This is a genomic window from Coleofasciculus sp. E1-EBD-02, from assembly GCF_040218245.1.
GTDB lineage: Bacteria > Cyanobacteriota > Cyanobacteriia > Cyanobacteriales > Coleofasciculaceae > Coleofasciculus.
The window spans coordinates 40,807-57,924 of the sequence record NZ_JAVJQN010000023.1 but is presented as its reverse complement, the minus strand read 5'-3'; the positions used below and the strand labels follow the sequence as shown (position 1 = coordinate 57,924).

The 17,118-nt window shown below is 45.4% G+C and carries 21 protein-coding genes and 1 tRNA gene; 16 read left to right on the top strand and 6 right to left on the bottom strand.

From position 1 onward, the window contains the following. Positions 1-280: 280 nt before the first annotated feature. From upp to RIC07_RS04195, 4 genes are all read left to right on the top strand, one after another. Positions 281-931, top strand: coding sequence for a uracil phosphoribosyltransferase (gene upp, locus RIC07_RS04210; RefSeq protein ID WP_446380174.1), 651 nt, complete (start codon positions 281-283; stop codon positions 929-931). After that, the gene (locus RIC07_RS04205) at positions 928-1,230 is read left to right on the top strand and encodes a hypothetical protein (protein ID WP_446393408.1); all 303 of its coding nucleotides are present in this window, start codon (positions 928-930) and stop codon (positions 1,228-1,230) included. Before upp ends, RIC07_RS04205 begins: the two co-directional genes overlap by 4 nt. 123 nt (positions 1,231-1,353) lie before the next feature. Continuing rightward, positions 1,354-1,695: a hypothetical protein gene (locus tag RIC07_RS04200; protein WP_446393407.1), complete on the top strand. Its 342-nt coding sequence runs from the start codon at positions 1,354-1,356 to the stop codon at positions 1,693-1,695. A gap of 86 nt (positions 1,696-1,781) precedes the next feature. Continuing rightward, positions 1,782-2,042: a YggT family protein gene (locus RIC07_RS04195; RefSeq protein WP_446393406.1), complete on the top strand. Its 261-nt coding sequence runs from the start codon at positions 1,782-1,784 to the stop codon at positions 2,040-2,042. A 35-nt stretch (positions 2,043-2,077) separates the two neighbouring features. Here RIC07_RS04195 and RIC07_RS04190 read toward each other — a convergent pair whose 3' ends face one another. Then, positions 2,078-2,512: a hypothetical protein gene (locus RIC07_RS04190; RefSeq protein WP_446393405.1), complete on the bottom strand. Its 435-nt coding sequence runs from the start codon at positions 2,510-2,512 to the stop codon at positions 2,078-2,080. Between the two features lie 172 nt (positions 2,513-2,684). Here RIC07_RS04190 and RIC07_RS04185 point away from each other — a divergent pair, with 172 nt between their 5' ends. The 6 genes from RIC07_RS04185 to RIC07_RS04160 all read left to right on the top strand — a co-directional run bounded on the left by RIC07_RS04185 (position 2,685) and on the right by RIC07_RS04160 (position 7,336). Continuing rightward, entirely contained in the window at positions 2,685-3,317 is a 633-nt protein-coding gene (locus tag RIC07_RS04185) for a hypothetical protein (protein WP_446393404.1), read from the top strand. Between the two features lie 182 nt (positions 3,318-3,499). Next, positions 3,500-4,912 (top strand): IS200/IS605 family accessory protein TnpB-related protein, encoded by a 1,413-nt coding sequence (locus RIC07_RS04180; protein ID WP_446393447.1) that lies wholly within the window; start codon positions 3,500-3,502, stop codon positions 4,910-4,912. Positions 4,913-5,060: 148 nt separating this feature from the next. Continuing rightward, entirely contained in the window at positions 5,061-6,044 is a 984-nt protein-coding gene (locus RIC07_RS04175; RefSeq protein WP_446393403.1) for a hypothetical protein, read from the top strand. Between the two features lie 71 nt (positions 6,045-6,115). Next, positions 6,116-6,186, top strand: a tRNA-Gly gene (locus RIC07_RS04170). A gap of 236 nt (positions 6,187-6,422) precedes the next feature. Beyond that, positions 6,423-6,650 carry a helix-turn-helix domain-containing protein gene (locus tag RIC07_RS04165; RefSeq protein ID WP_446380192.1) on the top strand — a complete coding sequence of 76 codons (228 nt, stop codon included), beginning with the start codon at positions 6,423-6,425 and terminating at the stop codon, positions 6,648-6,650. A gap of 2 nt (positions 6,651-6,652) precedes the next feature. Continuing rightward, the gene (locus tag RIC07_RS04160; RefSeq protein ID WP_446393402.1) at positions 6,653-7,336 is read left to right on the top strand and encodes a hypothetical protein; all 684 of its coding nucleotides are present in this window, start codon (positions 6,653-6,655) and stop codon (positions 7,334-7,336) included. Here RIC07_RS04160 and RIC07_RS04155 read toward each other — a convergent pair. Continuing rightward, positions 7,331-9,307, bottom strand: coding sequence for an N-6 DNA methylase (locus RIC07_RS04155; protein ID WP_446393401.1), 1,977 nt, complete (start codon positions 9,305-9,307; stop codon positions 7,331-7,333). The genes RIC07_RS04160 and RIC07_RS04155 overlap by 6 nt on opposite strands. Before the next feature lie 200 nt (positions 9,308-9,507). Here RIC07_RS04155 and RIC07_RS04150 point away from each other — a divergent pair, with 200 nt between their 5' ends. After that, entirely contained in the window at positions 9,508-9,630 is a 123-nt protein-coding gene (locus tag RIC07_RS04150; protein ID WP_446380165.1) for a hypothetical protein, read from the top strand. A 43-nt stretch (positions 9,631-9,673) separates the two neighbouring features. Here the strand turns inward: RIC07_RS04150 and RIC07_RS04145 are convergent, their stop codons facing one another. Together RIC07_RS04145 and murG are read right to left on the bottom strand one after the other, a co-directional pair. Then, on the bottom strand, positions 9,674-9,964 hold the full coding sequence (locus RIC07_RS04145) for an S-layer protein (RefSeq protein ID WP_446380164.1): 291 nt from the start codon (positions 9,962-9,964) through the stop codon (positions 9,674-9,676). A 94-nt stretch (positions 9,965-10,058) separates the two neighbouring features. Next, positions 10,059-11,126, bottom strand: coding sequence for an undecaprenyldiphospho-muramoylpentapeptide beta-N-acetylglucosaminyltransferase (gene murG / locus RIC07_RS04140; protein WP_446393400.1), 1,068 nt, complete (start codon positions 11,124-11,126; stop codon positions 10,059-10,061). Between murG and RIC07_RS04135 the strand changes: the two genes are divergently transcribed. After that, the gene (locus RIC07_RS04135; protein ID WP_446393399.1) at positions 11,116-12,198 is read left to right on the top strand and encodes a YybH family protein; all 1,083 of its coding nucleotides are present in this window, start codon (positions 11,116-11,118) and stop codon (positions 12,196-12,198) included. The genes murG and RIC07_RS04135 overlap by 11 nt on opposite strands. A 60-nt stretch (positions 12,199-12,258) precedes the next feature. Here the strand turns inward: RIC07_RS04135 and RIC07_RS04130 are convergent, their stop codons facing one another. Continuing rightward, the gene (locus tag RIC07_RS04130; protein ID WP_446393398.1) at positions 12,259-12,510 is read right to left on the bottom strand and encodes a hypothetical protein; all 252 of its coding nucleotides are present in this window, start codon (positions 12,508-12,510) and stop codon (positions 12,259-12,261) included. A 2-nt stretch (positions 12,511-12,512) separates the two neighbouring features. Here RIC07_RS04130 and RIC07_RS04125 point away from each other — a divergent pair, with 2 nt between their 5' ends. The 3 genes from RIC07_RS04125 to RIC07_RS04115 all read left to right on the top strand — a co-directional run bounded on the left by RIC07_RS04125 (position 12,513) and on the right by RIC07_RS04115 (position 14,976). Continuing rightward, on the top strand, positions 12,513-13,991 hold the full coding sequence (locus tag RIC07_RS04125) for a CoA-acylating methylmalonate-semialdehyde dehydrogenase (protein ID WP_446393397.1): 1,479 nt from the start codon (positions 12,513-12,515) through the stop codon (positions 13,989-13,991). 338 nt (positions 13,992-14,329) lie between these two features. Then, positions 14,330-14,572 (top strand): hypothetical protein, encoded by a 243-nt coding sequence (locus tag RIC07_RS04120; RefSeq protein ID WP_446380157.1) that lies wholly within the window; start codon positions 14,330-14,332, stop codon positions 14,570-14,572. Further along, positions 14,572-14,976, top strand: coding sequence for a PIN domain-containing protein (locus tag RIC07_RS04115; RefSeq protein ID WP_446393396.1), 405 nt, complete (start codon positions 14,572-14,574; stop codon positions 14,974-14,976). Before RIC07_RS04120 ends, RIC07_RS04115 begins: the two co-directional genes overlap by 1 nt. A 47-nt stretch (positions 14,977-15,023) precedes the next feature. Here RIC07_RS04115 and RIC07_RS04110 read toward each other — a convergent pair whose 3' ends face one another. Further along, complete coding sequence (locus RIC07_RS04110) at positions 15,024-16,385, bottom strand: NB-ARC domain-containing protein (RefSeq protein ID WP_446393395.1); 1,362 nt, start codon at positions 16,383-16,385, stop codon at positions 15,024-15,026. A 253-nt stretch (positions 16,386-16,638) separates the two neighbouring features. Here RIC07_RS04110 and RIC07_RS04105 point away from each other — a divergent pair, with 253 nt between their 5' ends. After that, positions 16,639-17,094 (top strand): LOG family protein, encoded by a 456-nt coding sequence (locus RIC07_RS04105; RefSeq protein ID WP_446393394.1) that lies wholly within the window; start codon positions 16,639-16,641, stop codon positions 17,092-17,094. Positions 17,095-17,118 lie beyond the last annotated feature (24 nt).

Genomic DNA, 17,118 nt, shown 5'->3' with positions numbered 1-17,118 from the left:
CCCTACACCCCTATACCCCTGCACCCCTCCGCGCCCCCAAAAAAAAGAGGGTGGTTCAGGCTGCTACCGCTTGCCCGTCCCACCTACCAATCCTTAATGAGAGGAGAACACTGAGGACTACTATATCCTTGTTGAAAATTAATGTCAACACTAATGCAAACAATTGGCAATAAACGGGCAAATACAGCATTTAGCCCGGATACCATCTCGGCAGTCGGGAAAAAAAAGCATTATCATGATTCAGTTTAGGTATTCCTTCGTCGTTATCGATTAATTCGCTATGGCTCCCCAATTACGTGTTTATGTTCCCCCTCATCCCCTAATCAAGCACTGGCTTGGTGTTGCCCGTGATGCAGCGACACCCTCCCCCCTATTCAAAAGTGCGATGACGGAGTTAGGGCGCTGGCTCACCTACGAAGCGATTCGAGACTGGCTACCGACGGAAGAGTTGATGGTTCAGACTCCCCTAGCCCCTTGTCCAGCCACAATGGTGAATCCAGAGACTCCTTTAGTCGTCGTGCCGATTTTACGGGCGGGATTAGCCCTATTAGAAGGGGCGCAAACCTTATTGCCCTTGGCATCCATTTACCATCTGGGCATGGTGCGCGATGAAGGAACGCTAGAAGCAAAGTGTTATTTAAATAAATTGCCCCAACAATTTGATCCGGGTACCCATATCTTAATTACCGAACCCATGCTAGCAACAGGGGGTACAATGATGTCCGCGATCGCACAACTGACCCAGCGAGGTGCTGATCCAGCCTTGATCCGGATTATCAGCGTGGTTGCGGCTCCACCCGCCTTGCAAAAGTTAGGGGGCAATTATCCCACCTTAACCATCTACACCGCCACAATTGACGAAGAATTAAGCCAGCAAGGATTTATCGTACCCGGATTAGGAGATGCAGGCGATCGCGCCTTTGGCACATGATGGCAAGGGATAGGGGAGCAGGGGGAGCAGGGGGAGCAGGGGGAGCAGGGGAAGCAGGGGAAGCAGGGGGAGCAGGGGGAGCAGGGGAAGCAGGGGGAGCAGGGGGAGCAGGGGGAGCAGGGGGAGCAGGGGGAGCAGGGGAAGCAGGGGAAGCAGGGGAAGCAGGGGAAGCAGGGGAAGCAGGGGAAGCAGGGGGAGCAGGGGGAGCAGGGGAAGCAGGGGAAGCAGGGGAAGCAGGGGAAGCAGGGGAAGCAGGGGAAGCAGGGGAAGCAGGGGAAGCAGGGGAAGATGAGGGGTAAACGAATGACGAATGACAAATGACGAATGACAAATGACATAAGACGAAGATGTAGGCATCTGCATCAGCCAACCGTTAATCTGGAAAAGCAGTTGCGTTTTTTTTCAAGGGTACAAAAGGAAAAATGAGTCAGCGCGATGGTTTTACAGGTGGACTTCTCGCCGGAATCGCCATAGGGGGAGTAGTCGGTGGCGTTATCGGAGCCATACTAGCCGGACAACGCAATAATAGCGATGAAGATGCCGATCAGTCTTTACTCAAGTCCCGCCTTTCCGAAAAGAAAGCGATGAAGGGTAAAAAGTCTCAGCTCAACTCCGAGGAAAGCATTGAAGCGGCGCGTCGCAGTTTAGAAGACAAAATTGCCCAGCTTAATACAGCGATCGATGATGTGCGCCAGCAATTGGGTCCAGTGAATGGGAGTGGGAGTAAGGAACTCACCGATCGGGAAGGTTCCCTCGATTCCTAAGCCGGAATGGAGTGATATCCGTTAAACTGACTAGAAAGGCACTATCATATCCGCCCGCAAAATTTAGTAAGGACACAGTTCAATTTATGCCTACAGCACTGGTAACCGAAAGTCTCTCCAATTTCCTCTATATCTATTTATCGCTGATAGTTGTCCGCATTCTGCTAAACTGGTTCCCCACGATTGAATGGATGAACCAGGTGGCTGGGTTCCTTAGCCCAATTACTGACCCTTACCTGAATATTTTCCGCTCCTTTATTCCGCCCCTTGGCGGTTTGGACCTATCTCCTATTTTGGCGATTTTTGTCCTGCAACTTATCGCTGAACTCTTTGGAGGCATGGCATAGTCTTGGGTTAGATATTAATTAAAGTCAACACGCTTTTATCGGCGGACTTTGCCCGTAAAACCAGAGGCTTTGAATTGTTCAAGCTGCAATGGGGTTGGCTGATTAGCCGAAACCGTAATTCGCACTTCAAAATCACTAACGCCCGGTGGGACTTCATCAATGGCACCCAGCCGGGTACGATTTTGAAAGACGGGATTATGATTGGCATCGTAGATTCGACCAAAAATGTCAGCGTTAATCACGGGTTTACCTGACTTGTTGATCGCTTTGCCAGTGATGATGTAGCAATCGGCGGCTTGGATGGAACCGGGTGTGACCAATCCTTCGGAAAACTTGGAGGAACATTCGTGGTAAGACAGGTCAGACAGTTCAACCTGAACGAAGGCAAACGCAGCAGGGGCAATGACCCCACTGATGAGCCAAAACAGACCAGCAACGGCAACGGTAGTAAACCAACCTTGAATTCGCATAACCGATAGTAATAATTATCTTAACTGAATCATTCCATTCCTCAGCATAGCGCGAATCCAGCCGCAAACTGTCCTTAATTAGACGGCTGAATTGTCTCCTGAAAGATTATCATGCAATTATTATGCTGCACGCTATCACCAGCCATAAGCCAGTCTGCTGATTGAGCCTGTTATGAATCCAGCCGAGATTGAAGCCGTCTTGCAACTCGCCTTTATCCAATGTGAAGCGGTTTTATGTCCCCTGACAGACCCGCAGAAACAAATTTTACGGCGGGTGTTGATGGATGCGATTATGGGTCAATCCTTACAGTCTTCGGCAATAGGGGGTCAGACAACGGCTAATCCTCTGGATGACCTAACTTCAGATGAGCGATCGCGCTTTTTACAATTTGTCACGGAACAAGAACAACTTGGCTATTCCTGGAAAATCCAACTCCTCAACGACTGGCTGCATAATCGCGAATCTTCATCGGTTCAGTTTATTCGCGATCGCTATGGACCCCAATGGCTAAATCGGGTCAAGCGGGTGCATCTGGCGCAGTATTTAGACGCACAGAACCCAGGGGAAGGGTTAAAATTAAAAATCGGCGATCGCATCGAAGTGTCTAACGGACTTTGGGAATGGGTACAAGATAATGGACCCTGTAGTCGAGAGTGGTTTCCTTGTACAGTAGTGCAGATTTTTCAGAGCATAGAGGGTAATGGTTCGGGATGGAACTGTGTCGTGCGCTTCGATAATGGCATGGAATATGAGATTCAAGGGATTTACGAATGGAATGGCTATAACTGGCGTTGGATTAACTGATAAGTACGAACAGGATCGGTATTTAGCTATTTGCCCAAAATAGAACAATAATTAAAGCGTAGCTACTCGCCCAAAACATGAGTTTTAAGTCTTGTTGTTGTCATGCAACTAATTCTACATCCAAATTGACAACCAAGCATTACCCAGGTAACCTGATATTTATCCAAGCCAAGGTCGAAGCTGTGGTTAAGAAAAAAGCGAAAAAGCAATCTAAGCGAAAAAAGCATCAAAAAGAGCCAAACATCAGAACCGATGTTTGGCAATTGGTTATGACGCAAGAGCAGCGCCGATTAGCCGTCTTGACCGTAGCGGAATACCGACATTTTCTGAAGCCATTAGTGCTGATCAGCTATTGGAATTGGGGGAATCTCTCTGGGTTAAACAGTTCCGAAAAAGTCAACACTTTAGAAAAGCTGATTCACAAGACAGTAGACAACCCCAGTCCTAAATACTATTGGTACTTCCACAAAGCAATCAGCAATCATCCTTCATTTCGCAAGTTTACCAGTTATCTGAGACGTGCTGCAATTCAAGACGCTATAGGTATTGTTAGTAGCTTCGTTACTCGGTGGGATACCTGGAAGAGAGGGGAACGGAGAAATCGGTACGACAAGTCTCCCAAGTTGACCTCGATGTGCAACAGCTATCCAGCCATGTACAAAGGTCAGCAAATTAAATATCATTCCAATTTCACCTCTGTTGATTTGAAAATCTGGAATGGTGCTGATTGGGTTTGGATGCAAGGTGTTTCCATCAAAAAGCATGGAAAAAGTCGGCACACCTCCAGAGGGGCAAAACTGTTGTCTCCTGCTCTGATTGCTAACAAGCGAAGTATTCATCTTTCCATGCCCGTTGAGGTTCATCCTCAACCTCTACCTGATTCAGATTATGTTTGTGCTATCGACATTGGTATAAACACAACAGCCACCTGCTCAATAGTAGGATTAGACGGTACTGTAAAAGCTAGGAAATTTATCAATCCGGCTAGAGACATAGACCGTCGCGACCAACGTAAGCAGCGTATTGCAACCAAGTCCAAGCTGACTCGGAAAATCATCGACCAGGATTTGCCTAAAGGCTTCTGCCAAGGCTTGTACCGAAAGTCTAAAAATATCAACAAACACATTGCTCAAACGGTTTCTCGGCAAATTGTTGAGTTTGCCCAAAAACATCAGGTCAGCGTGATTGTGTTTGAGGACTTATCGAATTGGAAAGCTAAAGGAGGGAAGCATGGGTCTTTACAAAAACAGCGCTTTCATCAATGGTGCAAGGACAATCTGGTTGAGTTAACCATTCAGAAATTCTCCGAGTTGGGCGGAAAGGTACGCAAAGTCAATGCTAAGTACACCAGTGCTTACGCCTTTGACGGTAGCGGGAAAATTAAGCGGAGTAACAAGAAATATTCCCAAGCCATATTCCAGAATGGGAAGCGTTACAACGCTGACTTATCCGCTTCCTATAACATCGGTGCCAGATATTGGTACGCGGTATTATCCAATAGTAAATTTACTAGGGTCTGGGTAGGCAGAAGCTCCTCTCAGACGCTGCGAACGCCAGTGACGCTCAGTACCCTTTGGGAGCTGAGTAAAGCCTAGCATAAGAATCCCCAGCTAGAATTTTTAATTGAGCTGGGGTGCGTTCAACCTAGACAAGCGATAATTATTCATCGGTCACGACTGTCATTGGGCGATCGCAAAAAGAACGCTAAGAATTAATCCAGATGCTCAGTGGCTATTTGGCAGTATGGAATACAAGCATCCCAACCTGATTGTAATGACACAACCCACGCTAAACCAACCTCAGATACCCCAACGCAGCCACGCTGACCCCCCGGCGTTATGGAAAACCGTTATTCTAAGCTCTGTGGCGATTCATTTAGTGGGCTTGGGGTTGCTGCGTCTAGCGCTATTGGGACGTTTTCAGGATTGGCAGTTGAGTCAACGACTGATTCCCGTTGAGATGATTGCGATCGCCTCAAATGCTACCATGCCAACTCCGGCGACTCAATCTCCACCTTCTCCAGTATCTCAAAAAACACCAGCGCCGAGTCCTGAGAGTCAACCAGAATCAGCACCAGATACAAATCGCCCGACTCAGGCGCAGGCGATCGCAAACACCACTCAGGAAACCCCTAAGCCTTCACCCACAACGGTTTCCTCGCCCAACTCACTGAACCCAACCCCAACCCCGTCGCCAACCTCCACCACCTCTGAAGGGATGGGAGAAACGCCGTCTCCTCAGCCATCAGAGGAACTTCCAGACACGACTACGCCTAGTCCATCTCCTATCCCATCGCCAGAGGAACCCACAGAACCCACGTCACCGGACAATCAGTCGGGTGGGGGCTTCATTGCTTCTATTAATGGACTCAGGATTGTGAGTAGCGGGGGTGGTTCTATTATCAATCCACAACGCAATCCGGGCGACCGATTTGCCCAACTCCAGAAACAGAGTCAATTCATCTCGGTGGATAAACTCAGGTCTTTAGACATTACTCTGGAGCAACCTGTGGTTGTCGAGGTGATCATTTTGATCACAGATATGGGCAAAGCCGAGGTTAGATCTGCTGAGACCCCAGTGCAGCCTGGGATACTGACTCAAGGGCAAGCCACGAAACTCGCCAACCAGATTATTGCTGATTGGGAGTTTTCACCAACCTACATGGCGGGTAGCCCTGTGTACGGATCGTACTCCCTGACCCTGGAAATTAAGCCCCAGGGGAATTGAGCCGATAATTTTGGTGAAAACTTGCCAAACTTGTGTTATCGTGGTTTATACTAGAAAAGTTATGAGCGCCTGCGGGCATAGTTTAGTGGTAAAACCTCAGCCTTCCAAGCTGATGATGCGAGTTCGATTCTCGCTGCCCGCTTCTTAATATTCTCCATTAAAGAGCTATTTGTCGCCAGCTTCAGCGATTATTGTCTTGGCACAATCCAAGTGTAGCAAGGATTTCAGACATGACACTAAATGTTTAAAGGGTGACATTTAACTGTTTAATGGCCAATAACCAGTGAATTGCACACCCTCAAGCGCTACTTATAGTCTGTAGACTCTTAGTCATCACCACCCGATTATTAGCGTCAGCAATCCTTAGCAGAGGTAATGATGACACTTCGCGAAAAGTTTGGTGCTGCTGTGAGGGCTAGGCGTGAAGACTTAGGCTTTTCCCAGGAACAGCTAGCCGAGTTAGCGGGTATGCATCGAACTTACGTTGGAAGTATTGAAAGAGGTGAACGAAATATTTCCTTAGAAAATATAGTCAAGCTCTGCGAGGCTTTGCAAATCAAGCCCAGTTCTCTGATGGGTTCATTGGATGAATTCGTAAACCTCTAGATATGATTGAGTTTTGTTTGAAATCACTTAATAGCCGATCTAGGTTTGCGCCAATTGCTAATCATCGCTGTCATCGTGAAAAAGGACATGATGGAAAGTGCTTAGAATATCCCTATTTGAAAGACCTTCAAAAAAGATACAAAAAAATTGCTGATAAAATTAAGCGTGATTCAACTAATACGACAGGTGCATCATGGGCAAGCGATGATGCTGGACCAAATAGGATTTTACGCTGGGCTATGCTCCTATCTGATGAAGAATTACTGAACTATGAGTTAGACATGAGCAAACTTAGACCGGGTATTGTGGCTAAACTGAGAGAAAAAGCAGCCACTTATGAGGATTGTATGCAGGTTGCCATGAAATTAACATGGCTAGTTTATCAAATGCCCGATTCTCCCACGCCTCCAGATGACATACAAAGATATTTAGAAAAAGCTTTTCAAGAAATGACTCCAAGTTCGACTAAGTGTGAAGTTTGCCTACTGCCTATTTCATTTAATTTATTCTCAACAGCACAAAGAGGGAAAGCTGCGATAGAAACATGCCACAAAAATCCAAGAGTTCACAATGCCGATAATGTAGGTTTTGCCCATAGAGAATGTAATATCGCTCAGGGAACTAAGACTTTGGATGAATTCTACGCTTGGATTGAAGGCATTTTAGATAGAGCTAGGCGCTTATAGTTCTGGTTCGGGTGTGTGGAATTTTTGAAGTTCAGACAATATAGATGCCCTAGCTGAAAGGAGACGCTCAAAATTGCTGATCTCAGTGATCCACTCCTCTGTTTGAGTTGGAATGAATATTTGCAACTGCCCTAATCTTTTTCCAATGCTTCCCAGCGTTGATTGAATAAATGTTAAATTCCTCATTTGCTGAAGTATCAAAGGCATGTTAAGGATATACAGTAGTTCATAACTGTTAAAGGGAGCTTGAGTCGTAACTGTAATAATTTTAAAGTGACTTTGAATAACACTTTTGATGTTATTGGAATGAAGAATTGCTGTACGTCCAATTCGGTATCTTCCGTCTACAACCAGCAATATGTCACCCGTTTTAAGTTTTTGGTACTTAGCGTATTTTTGAAAAATTTCCTCGCTAACAGCGTTAGTCGGATCTACAGAGACTTCCCAATTCGCAATGTCAGACGTTCTAATAAAGGGAATGTTGCCAGTCCCATAGGCTTGAGAGCCGACTTCATGCCCTTTCCTAATAGCAATATAGCCACTTTTAACAAGCTCATCAAAGGATGCCAAATTAGCCTGCATCTCAAAAGCTTTTTTTTGAATACTTTTACTTAAAGAAGCATCATAAAATCTTGGTACCCAATAATATGGATTATTGACTTCACAATTCGACCAATATTTAGAACGATTTTTATCTTTAAATTCGTGAGCAATAGTAATAAAATCATCTGGATATTTTTGTCCATTTTCTAGGGTTACCCGTCCTCGACGATCATGACCGCAATGTAAAGCGACTGCAATAGGAACTTTAATAGGATATCTAGTTTTATTGTGAGATTTATCCTTAAACTTTTGAAAAAAAAGAACATTGGTTTTTGTATCTGTCCCAGGTTGAAATGTTGTACGAGGGCAGTCCAGAAGAGCTGTGATAATACCCTCTTGATAAAGATAGTCCCAAATGTATCCAGTTTGCTTGTTACCGAAAACCCCTTCGGGTAATACGATTCCTAAAACTCCACCTGGCTTAAGGATTTTTACACATAATTCAATGAACAAAATTTGTGGATCTTGATTTTTACGAACTTTGTCACTTTGAATCCAACAATTCTTAGTAGATGAAAAGTACCAGTGATGACCCAGATCATATTGTTCCAGAATACTTTCTCTAGTGACTCCAATTTTTGCCCCAAATGGAGGATTTGTTAAAACTACATCTGCATCAAATATTTTAGAGCTAAATCCAGAAGCAATTAAATGATTTATGTCGAGTGAATCTGTTGTAAATATTGAGTAGTTATTGGGTGCAATAATTTCTAGAGTAGCTGTTGCAAGTCTTGAGATATCTTTATCCTTATCTAGACCAACTAACGAATAGTGACTATCTGGCAAGAGTGTTTCAGCTGTAGTCTCGATCCAATAATTGTAAGTTTCTGATAGGAAGCTGCCCGTGCCACAAGCCGGATCGACAACTTTACTATATGGTTTCGGGTCGGCAATGCTTACCATGGTTTTCACTAAGCTTCTAGGAGTAAAGAACTGCCCTTTATCTCCTCTCAGTTTTGGTCCTATAAGGGCTTGAAAAGCCTCACCAATAATATAGGAAGGCGACTCAACTAAATTAATATTTGATAAAACTTTGAAACTGCTTTTAATTGATGAATCTCCAAGACTAAATCGGTCAGATTCATCCATGGCGGATGGATAGTTCTTCCGAAGTTCTGGTAAAAGCAACTCGTTCGCTGTACCTTTACCCTCCATATAAGTATCTAATATATTGGTAACGTTTCCTTTGTCAATTAGTAGTTTACAAAGAAGAATTTTTGATATGTCCTCAATGATACGTTCAGCACGGCTAGATGAGCTATTGGAATAGAGATGGTAGTAAAGCTTCTTAAAGGTCAAATAATAGCTATCTTTGTCAGAGTCGAAAGAGAAAAGCAAAATTTGCTCATATTTTACCGCTTTTGCCATTCGTACTACCTGCAACTCCCCAATGAACACTATAAGTATATTCGCACAATGTGTTGTATGCAAGCAATAGTCTGTGAAGCGTGCGGCGTCAAGAAACTATACAGTGACGAATATGCTGTTGATCAGTAGTCGGATAAAAGTAAACGGTACGCTGATTAACTTTTGTAAAAGTACGCGATCGCTAAATTAAATATAGAACGATGAACCTAAAGCCATCCCCACCCATCCTCGATCGCCTCCTTGATCGCCTACGCCAAGCCCTCCCCGAACTCAAACAACGCTACGGGATTACCCAACACGGCATGAAATGCTTATTCGGCTAGGAAATTCGTTAGAATTGCCCCATATAAGGCAGTATGGTCTTATCTACTCTAGCTCATCTAACAACGGCTTGACTCGTTCGGGGGGAATGGAGCCACGATAAGCACCACAATAATACATACTCAACACTGCTTTGTACGCCCAGTGAGTCGGCGATACATCTGTAAACGGATTGGGTAACGTATCAGCGCGGTTGTTGGCACAAGCTTCTAATAGTTGCTCACGATTAACCTGTTCTTGGGATGATTGAACAGGTTGGGCGTTTTGGGCTTTTACCGGAACAACAAAACTGGTACTTGCCACAAGGGTTAGCACTGTCAAAAGTCTGAGTTTCATCGTGTTTGGTGGTGTGTGCTTGTCGTTCGTTTATTCAGCGACAATTTCAGACAGCCGATAAGGTTTTGGTAAATTCAATTGTCTGAAATTGCGCTTATTTTTTCTCCACAAGCCGACGCACCAACATTGCTAATTGTTCTGCACTATCCGTCACCGCTAACGATGCCGCTTTTTCTGCCATTTGCTGGAGAATGTCCGGAGATTTGAGCAAATAAGACACCTTACTTTCGAGTAATTCGGGGGTGAGTTCAGATTGCGAAAAAACCAGAGCCGCCCCCGTTTGGGCAAAACTAGCCGCATTAAAGCTTTGGTGATCTTCTGCGGCGTAAGGATAAGGAATTAAAATAGCTGGTGTTCCGGTTGTCGCCAATTCTGTTAACGAACCCGCACCCGCTCGACTAATCGCTAAATTCGCCCGTTGCAGTAGCGCTGCCATGTTGGTGTAAAATGGCAGTTCAATATAGTGGGGATGCTCTAAGGTGGAAGCCTCTGGGTCTTTTTCCCCGGTTAAATGGACTATCCACGCGCCCATTTCAAACCAAGTCTTGGCGCATTGACGCACGAGTTGATTCACACTCACGGCCCCTTGGGAACCGCCAACCACGACAATTAACGGCACATCGTCAGGAATCGGTAAGTCTAACGGCTGAGGCTTATAGAAATCAGCCCGAACAGGTGTACCAACGGTGACGGTTTGGGCTTTGGGTAAATACTTGGAGGCGGCGTCAAATCCGATCGCTACCTGATCACAGAAGGGACTCAGCCAGCGCGTAACTTTTCCGGGAATAGCGTTGGATTCGTGTAAAATAACTGGCAATCCCTGTAACCGTGCCGCGACGATCGCAGGTCCAGCAATATAACCGCCTGTGGAAAACAGAGCATCAAATTGCCGAGTTTGGATCAGTCGCTGCACCTGCCGGATGGAACCCACGAGACGCCCAAAAACGCGAACCGTATTTAGTCCCAAGGGTTTCTGAAAGCCTTCAACCGAAATCGTGTGCAGGGGATAGTGTTGGGGAATCACCGATTGTTCCACCCGGTTCGGTACGCCCAGCCACTCAATTTGGTACTCTGGTAACTGTTGAGCTAACGCCAGCGCCGGAAATAAGTGTCCTCCTGTGCCACTGGCAGCAATCAATAAGCGAATTGGAGTGTCAGCCAAGGTTGTTGTTCCTCCTAAAGGCGACTCTTATGTCGAGTTAAAATCGAAGATTGGCAGTAAATTGGCGAATATACCATCTTATCTGTCCAATTGGAAGCCAATTTCTTTATATAAACTATTTCCTACGATGCCCCTAATGCACAATCCGGTCAATATGTTTCGTCGCGTTTCCCGTTCCTTGAGCGTACTTTTCACGGGATATAGAAAACCTCTCTCCAAACCTCTCTCCGGCAAGGAGAGAGGCTTTGAATTCTCCCCAAGGTTTGAAAAGTCAGGTTCCTTGAGCGCGAAAACCAAGGCGTATTCGCTGAATGGGTCAATGATTTTGCTCTTCGCCCTGGGTTTAACCCTGGGATGGGCAACGGCAGCAAAAGCCGAAGATCCCGCAACCGCCCCACCTCAGCTTAAAGAACTCCTGGCGCAAATCGATGCAGCCGCAAATCGCCGGGATGTGGAGGGTGTGATGCAGTTCTATAGCCAGGATTTCAAACATTCTGACGGTTTGACTCACGCTCAGATGGAGGAAGCCCTGAAGCAACTGTGGGAACGCTATCCTCAATTGACGTATCGCACCGAGTTACAGTCTTGGGACAATCAAGGGGATGGGATTGTGGCGGAGACAGTCACCACCGTAACCGGAACTCAGCCCAACAACGGTACAATGGTGAAACTCGAATCCATGTTGCGATCGCGCCAACGTTACGAAAATCAACAAATCGTCTCCTCGGAAATTTTGGCAGAACGTTCCCAACTGACATCTGGCGTCAATCCTCCCAACCTGCAAGTGATTTTACCGGAACAGGTGCGTATTGGTCAGTCGTTTAACTTTGATGCGATCGTCCAAGAACCCCTAGGGGATAATCTACTATTGGGAACTGCTTTAGAAGAACCGATTAATGGCGATCGCTACAGCCAACCCAGTGACTTGGAATTGGATTTACTATCCGCAGGCGGAATTTTTAAAGTGGGACGAGCGCCCTTAACTCCCCAGGATCGCTGGATTTCAGCCGTTTTGATTCGGGGTGATGGGATGACGATGATTACTCGACGCTTAAATGTGGTTGATCGGTAATTTGTCATTTGTCATTGGTCATTTGTCAATCGTGATTAGTCATTCGACTTTTGTCATTCGTCAGGGAACAGGGAACAGGCAATGGGCAATAGGCAATAGGCAATAGGTAAGGTAGAGTTTTGAGTTAACTTCCTCATCTCCCTCAGCTTCCCCAGCTCCCCCAGCTCCCCCAGCTTCCCCAGCTCCCCCAGCTTCCCCAGCTTCCCCATCTCCCTCAGCTCCCCCAGCTCCCCCAGCTCCCTCAGCTTCCTCAGCTCCCCCAGCTCCCCCAGCTCTCCCATCTTCCCTTGCTCGCCCATTTTGGAGAACCAACGGTGCATCTAAAAAATCTGTTACCGAACTATATCAATGGCAAATGGTGTCCCTCCAGCGCCACGGAATCGCTTCAGGTGGTTAATCCGGCTACTGTTGATGTTTTAGCCCAAGTTCCTTTGTCGCCTCAAGATGATGTAGACGCGGCGGTGGAGGCGGCGGCTGTCGCTTTCTCCGATTGGCGGCGGATTCCTCCACCAACCCGAGTCCAATATCTGTTTAAACTTAAGGTTTTATTAGACGAGAATTTGGACGACTTAGCCCAGACGATTACCCTGGAATGCGGTAAAACCCTAAAGGAGTCAAAAGCTGAATTACGACGGGCAATTGAAAACGTGGAAGTCGCCTGTGGTATTCCGATGCTGATGCAGGGATATAACCTGGAAGATGTGGCGCGGGGAATTGATGAAATCATGATTCGTCAACCTGTGGGAGTCATAGCGATTATTGCGCCGTTCAATTTTCCAGGGATGATTCCCTTCTGGTTTCTACCTTATGCGATCGCCTGCGGAAATACCTGTATCGTTAAACCTTCGGAAAAAGTCCCGTTGACGATGCAAAAGGTGTTTGAGTTGTTAGAAGCGACGGGATTACCTAAAGGGGTGGTAAATCTGGTGAATGGGGCAAAAACCGTCGTGGATGCGATTTTAGAACATCCCACAATTCGCGCCATTAGTTTTGTCGGATCATCCCCGGTGGCACAGTATGTATACAGCAAAGGCGCCGCTCACGGCAAGCGGGTGCAATGTCAGGGAGGGGCAAAAAATCCCCTTATTGTTCTCCCGGATGCAGATATGGAAATGACAACTCGAATTGCTGCCGATAGTGCCTTTGGTTGTGCGGGACAACGGTGTCTGGCGGCGTCTGTAGCCGTTACCGTGGGGGAAGCACGGCATAGTTTTACCGATGCGATCGCGTCTGCGGCTCAAACTCGTGTCGTTGGCTATGGATTGGATGAAGGGGTGGAAATGGGACCGGTGATTAGCCGTGACAGTCAAACCCGGATTGAGGGATTGATTCAACAGGGTGCTGATGAAGGCGCAAAGGTATTGGTAGACGGGCGCAAGGTGAAGCTTTCGGGGTATGAGCAAGGGAATTTTATTCGACCCACAATTCTGGAAAATGTCAACCCCGACAGTTCTCTATCTCAAACGGAAATATTTGGTCCGGTGTTAAGTCTAATGCATCTGGACACCATTGAAGACGCGATCGCATTGGTCAACGGAGGTCAATGGGGGAATATGGCGTGTTTATTTACTACCAGTGGTGCTGCCGCGCGACAGTTTCGCTATGAAGCCGAAGCGGGGAATATTGGCATTAATATTGGCGTAGCCGCACCGATGGCATTCTTTCCCTTTAGTGGTTGGAAAAATAGTTTTTATGGCGATTTACATGGACAAGGGCGACAAGCCGTTGAGTTTTTTACCCAAACAAAAGTGGTGGTAGAACGCTGGTTTAAAGATTGGTCTCGTCAGTTCTAAAGGAACCTTAAATTAATCATTATCGAACTCTATGTTAAACCGCCTTGGGTTAAAACCCAAGGCTCAAAGCTCAAGTCAGCTAAAGCTGACTGGGAGTATGTCAGGTTTACACATAATGTTTACGTTAACCTGCTCGCGTTGGGTTTCGTTGCTCAACCCAACCTACAACAGCAATAGCTTTAACCATTTTTACCCGGATTTCAAGAGAGTTTTGAGGCGATTAAAAGCTACAGTCCTTGTTTTGCAAGCTCATCCTCACCGCAGACATTTAATCCTCGTTGAGTTTATCATGGAGGGTGATAAAATCTCGAAGCGGGATAAATTGAGGAAAATTACCGATGCAAATTACCATCGACCTACCGCCAGACCTCGAACAAGACCTCATCCATCAAGCCACACAATCTAATATTCCCCTGCCTACTTTAATTGTGCAAGTGTTACGCCGCACCATACAAACGCCACCCATTTCAGTGTCCCAATGGCCAGAGGCGATTTTGTCTTATCAAGGAATCCCTGATTTCCCCGCTTTCGAGTCCTATCGGGATGAACTGCTTCCCCCTCGCGAACCGGAAATTTTCTAATGCAATACCTCCTCGATACCTGTGTCATCAGTGACTTCATCAAAGGCGAACCAGGTACTCAAAGCAGAATCACGCAAACCGCCCCAATCAACATTGCTGTTTCCTTAATTACAGTGATGGAACTCAACTATGGTTTAACCCTCAATCCACAACGGGCAGAAAAAATCAAACCCATTATTCTCAGTTTTTTGTCTTCTGTGACGATTCTCCCTTTCACAACCGCCGAAGCTGAAAAAGCGGCTGAGATTCGTGCCGTACTCAAATCTCAAGGACAGCCAATTGGGGCTTATGATGTCTTGATTGCTGCCACCGCACTGGAACATCAACTGATAATGATTACCGCCAACCAACGAGAATTTAATCGCGTTGTTGGTCTTCAAACTGAGAATTGGCGACAGACCTAGATGGTTTCTCAGATGTGGCTGGGGGCTAGAAACCTTCGGGGCACATTCTATCTCTCTTTCACATAGGCTTTAACTAAAGCTTGAACGGCGAACATTGATGATCCGTTATCGGTTATTTTTTCAATTAAACCCCGTTTCCTCAAAGACTGTACCGCCTTCAAAAAATCAGAATCAGACAACGCTAACTCAGCAGGTTTATCGGAAATGTCTGCCGCGTTTTGGTTCGCTAACCACAGCGTTACCATTTTCTCAGATTCAGATAACCGTTGATACTGTGCCTGCAATCTGGGTTCTAAGTCTCCCAGAAAGAGAGTGGGATAGGATAAGAAGCGATCAACGCTACCGTTAAATAAATCTTGGATGGTAGAGGCAATTATAGTTAACCAGGAGGGATTGCCATTATACCGTTCGATAAGTTCCAACCATTTATCCTCATCGGTTAAGGCTTTATTCGTCAATAGTTCCGCCGCCGACTCTGCCAAACCATCAAGTTGTAACGTGCGACAGTGGCGATTTTCTCCTTCTAAGATAGCAATTTCTGTAGGTTTTTCCCAACTCATGAGGAGGAAGCAACTGTGGTGAAATGTTCGCGCCATTTGTTGCCAGAATTTGCTGTAATTTTCACAGTCTGGCAGATATGTGCCAGCTAATTCTCCAGGGGTAAATAGTTCTTGGAAGTCGTCGAGGATGATTAGACAGGGATGCGATCGCAGATAGTCGATTAGGGAGGGGAGTTGAGTTTCTCTATCTTGGGAAAAAAACTGAATTAAGTTAGTTTGTAGGCATTGTAGTGTCAGGGTTTCGGTACAGTTGCGCCAGAGGATATAATCGAAGTTATCTTGAATTTGTTCTACCAGTTCTCTAGCAATGGTGGTTTTGCCGATACCAGGCAATCCAAAGATAGTGACAATGCGGATTTTTTCTTGGAGTATCCACTGTTTGAGGGTGGTTAGTTGTGTGGTGCGGTTGTAGACGCGATCGCACTCTGGTGCTTCGGTCAAATCGTGGCGTTTTTCGGGTTTGGTACTGGTGGCGTTTGAGGTGCGCGATCGGTTTTGTGTAGTTTCGTCAGAATGCCAATTTTCTCTACAGAGATTGATGTTACTTCCCCAAAATTTACTCTGTGCAAAATCACCAACATTAGAATTATAAATATAATAACGTTCCATTGTAGCGCGGAAGTTCGATTTATTAACTTGTTCTTCCAATTCTTCTGATATCAGTTGCCATAAATTGCCCGCTACTCTTTTGACGTTAGCTTCAGTACAGTGATAGTCATCCGCGATTTCTCTGTATTTTTTACTATTCCAGACCCCTGATAATACTGCCTGTTGCAAGCTATTTAAGTGCGATCCTGTTTTGGTCAACACCAATTCATCGACCCATTCCAGGACTTCGTAGACATCCATCGGCGATCCGCATATTTGTTTTTATTGATTTTACTACCTTTTGCACCCTTTTGCAACTTTTTAAGACTAAACTATACTTTTTTGAACAATTTGCGGCTAAAAAATATAGGTCAAAATCTGTACTAAATTACACCTTTTATTACTGTGCAAATCATTGAGAATGTTTATCCTGGAAAACATGACTATAAATTAATGCAGCTTGTAGCCAAGCCAATAAAATTTGTAGTCTAACAAGAAGCGCTCGCTTTAACTGATGAAGAGTATTTGTGTTTACTGTGGCTCCAACTTTGGTGTTCGTGATAGTTACCTTGAGGCTGCACATACTGGATTAAGCGATCTGCGGGTTGTGGGATCAATGCACGAGCGCAAATCGCTAATGGCTGATCTGTCTGATGCCTTTATTGCTTTACCAGGAGGATTAGGAACATTAGAGGAATTTTGTGAAGTGGCAACCTGGACTCAACTTGGATTTCATAGAAAAGCCTGTGGACTCTTAAATATTGAAGGGTTTTATGACAGACTACTTTCTTTTTTGGATTATGCAACAGAAGAGAAATTTATTCGCCCTGAACATAGAGCAATTTTTATTTCAGAAGACAATCCAGTGCAGTTAATTGAAAAATTAAATAATTTTGATATTCCAGTGCTTTCTAAATGGCTCGATCAGGAGTCTATACAAAATATTGACTTTCATGAGTTGATTGAATAATATTATTTTTTATATAAATCTTGA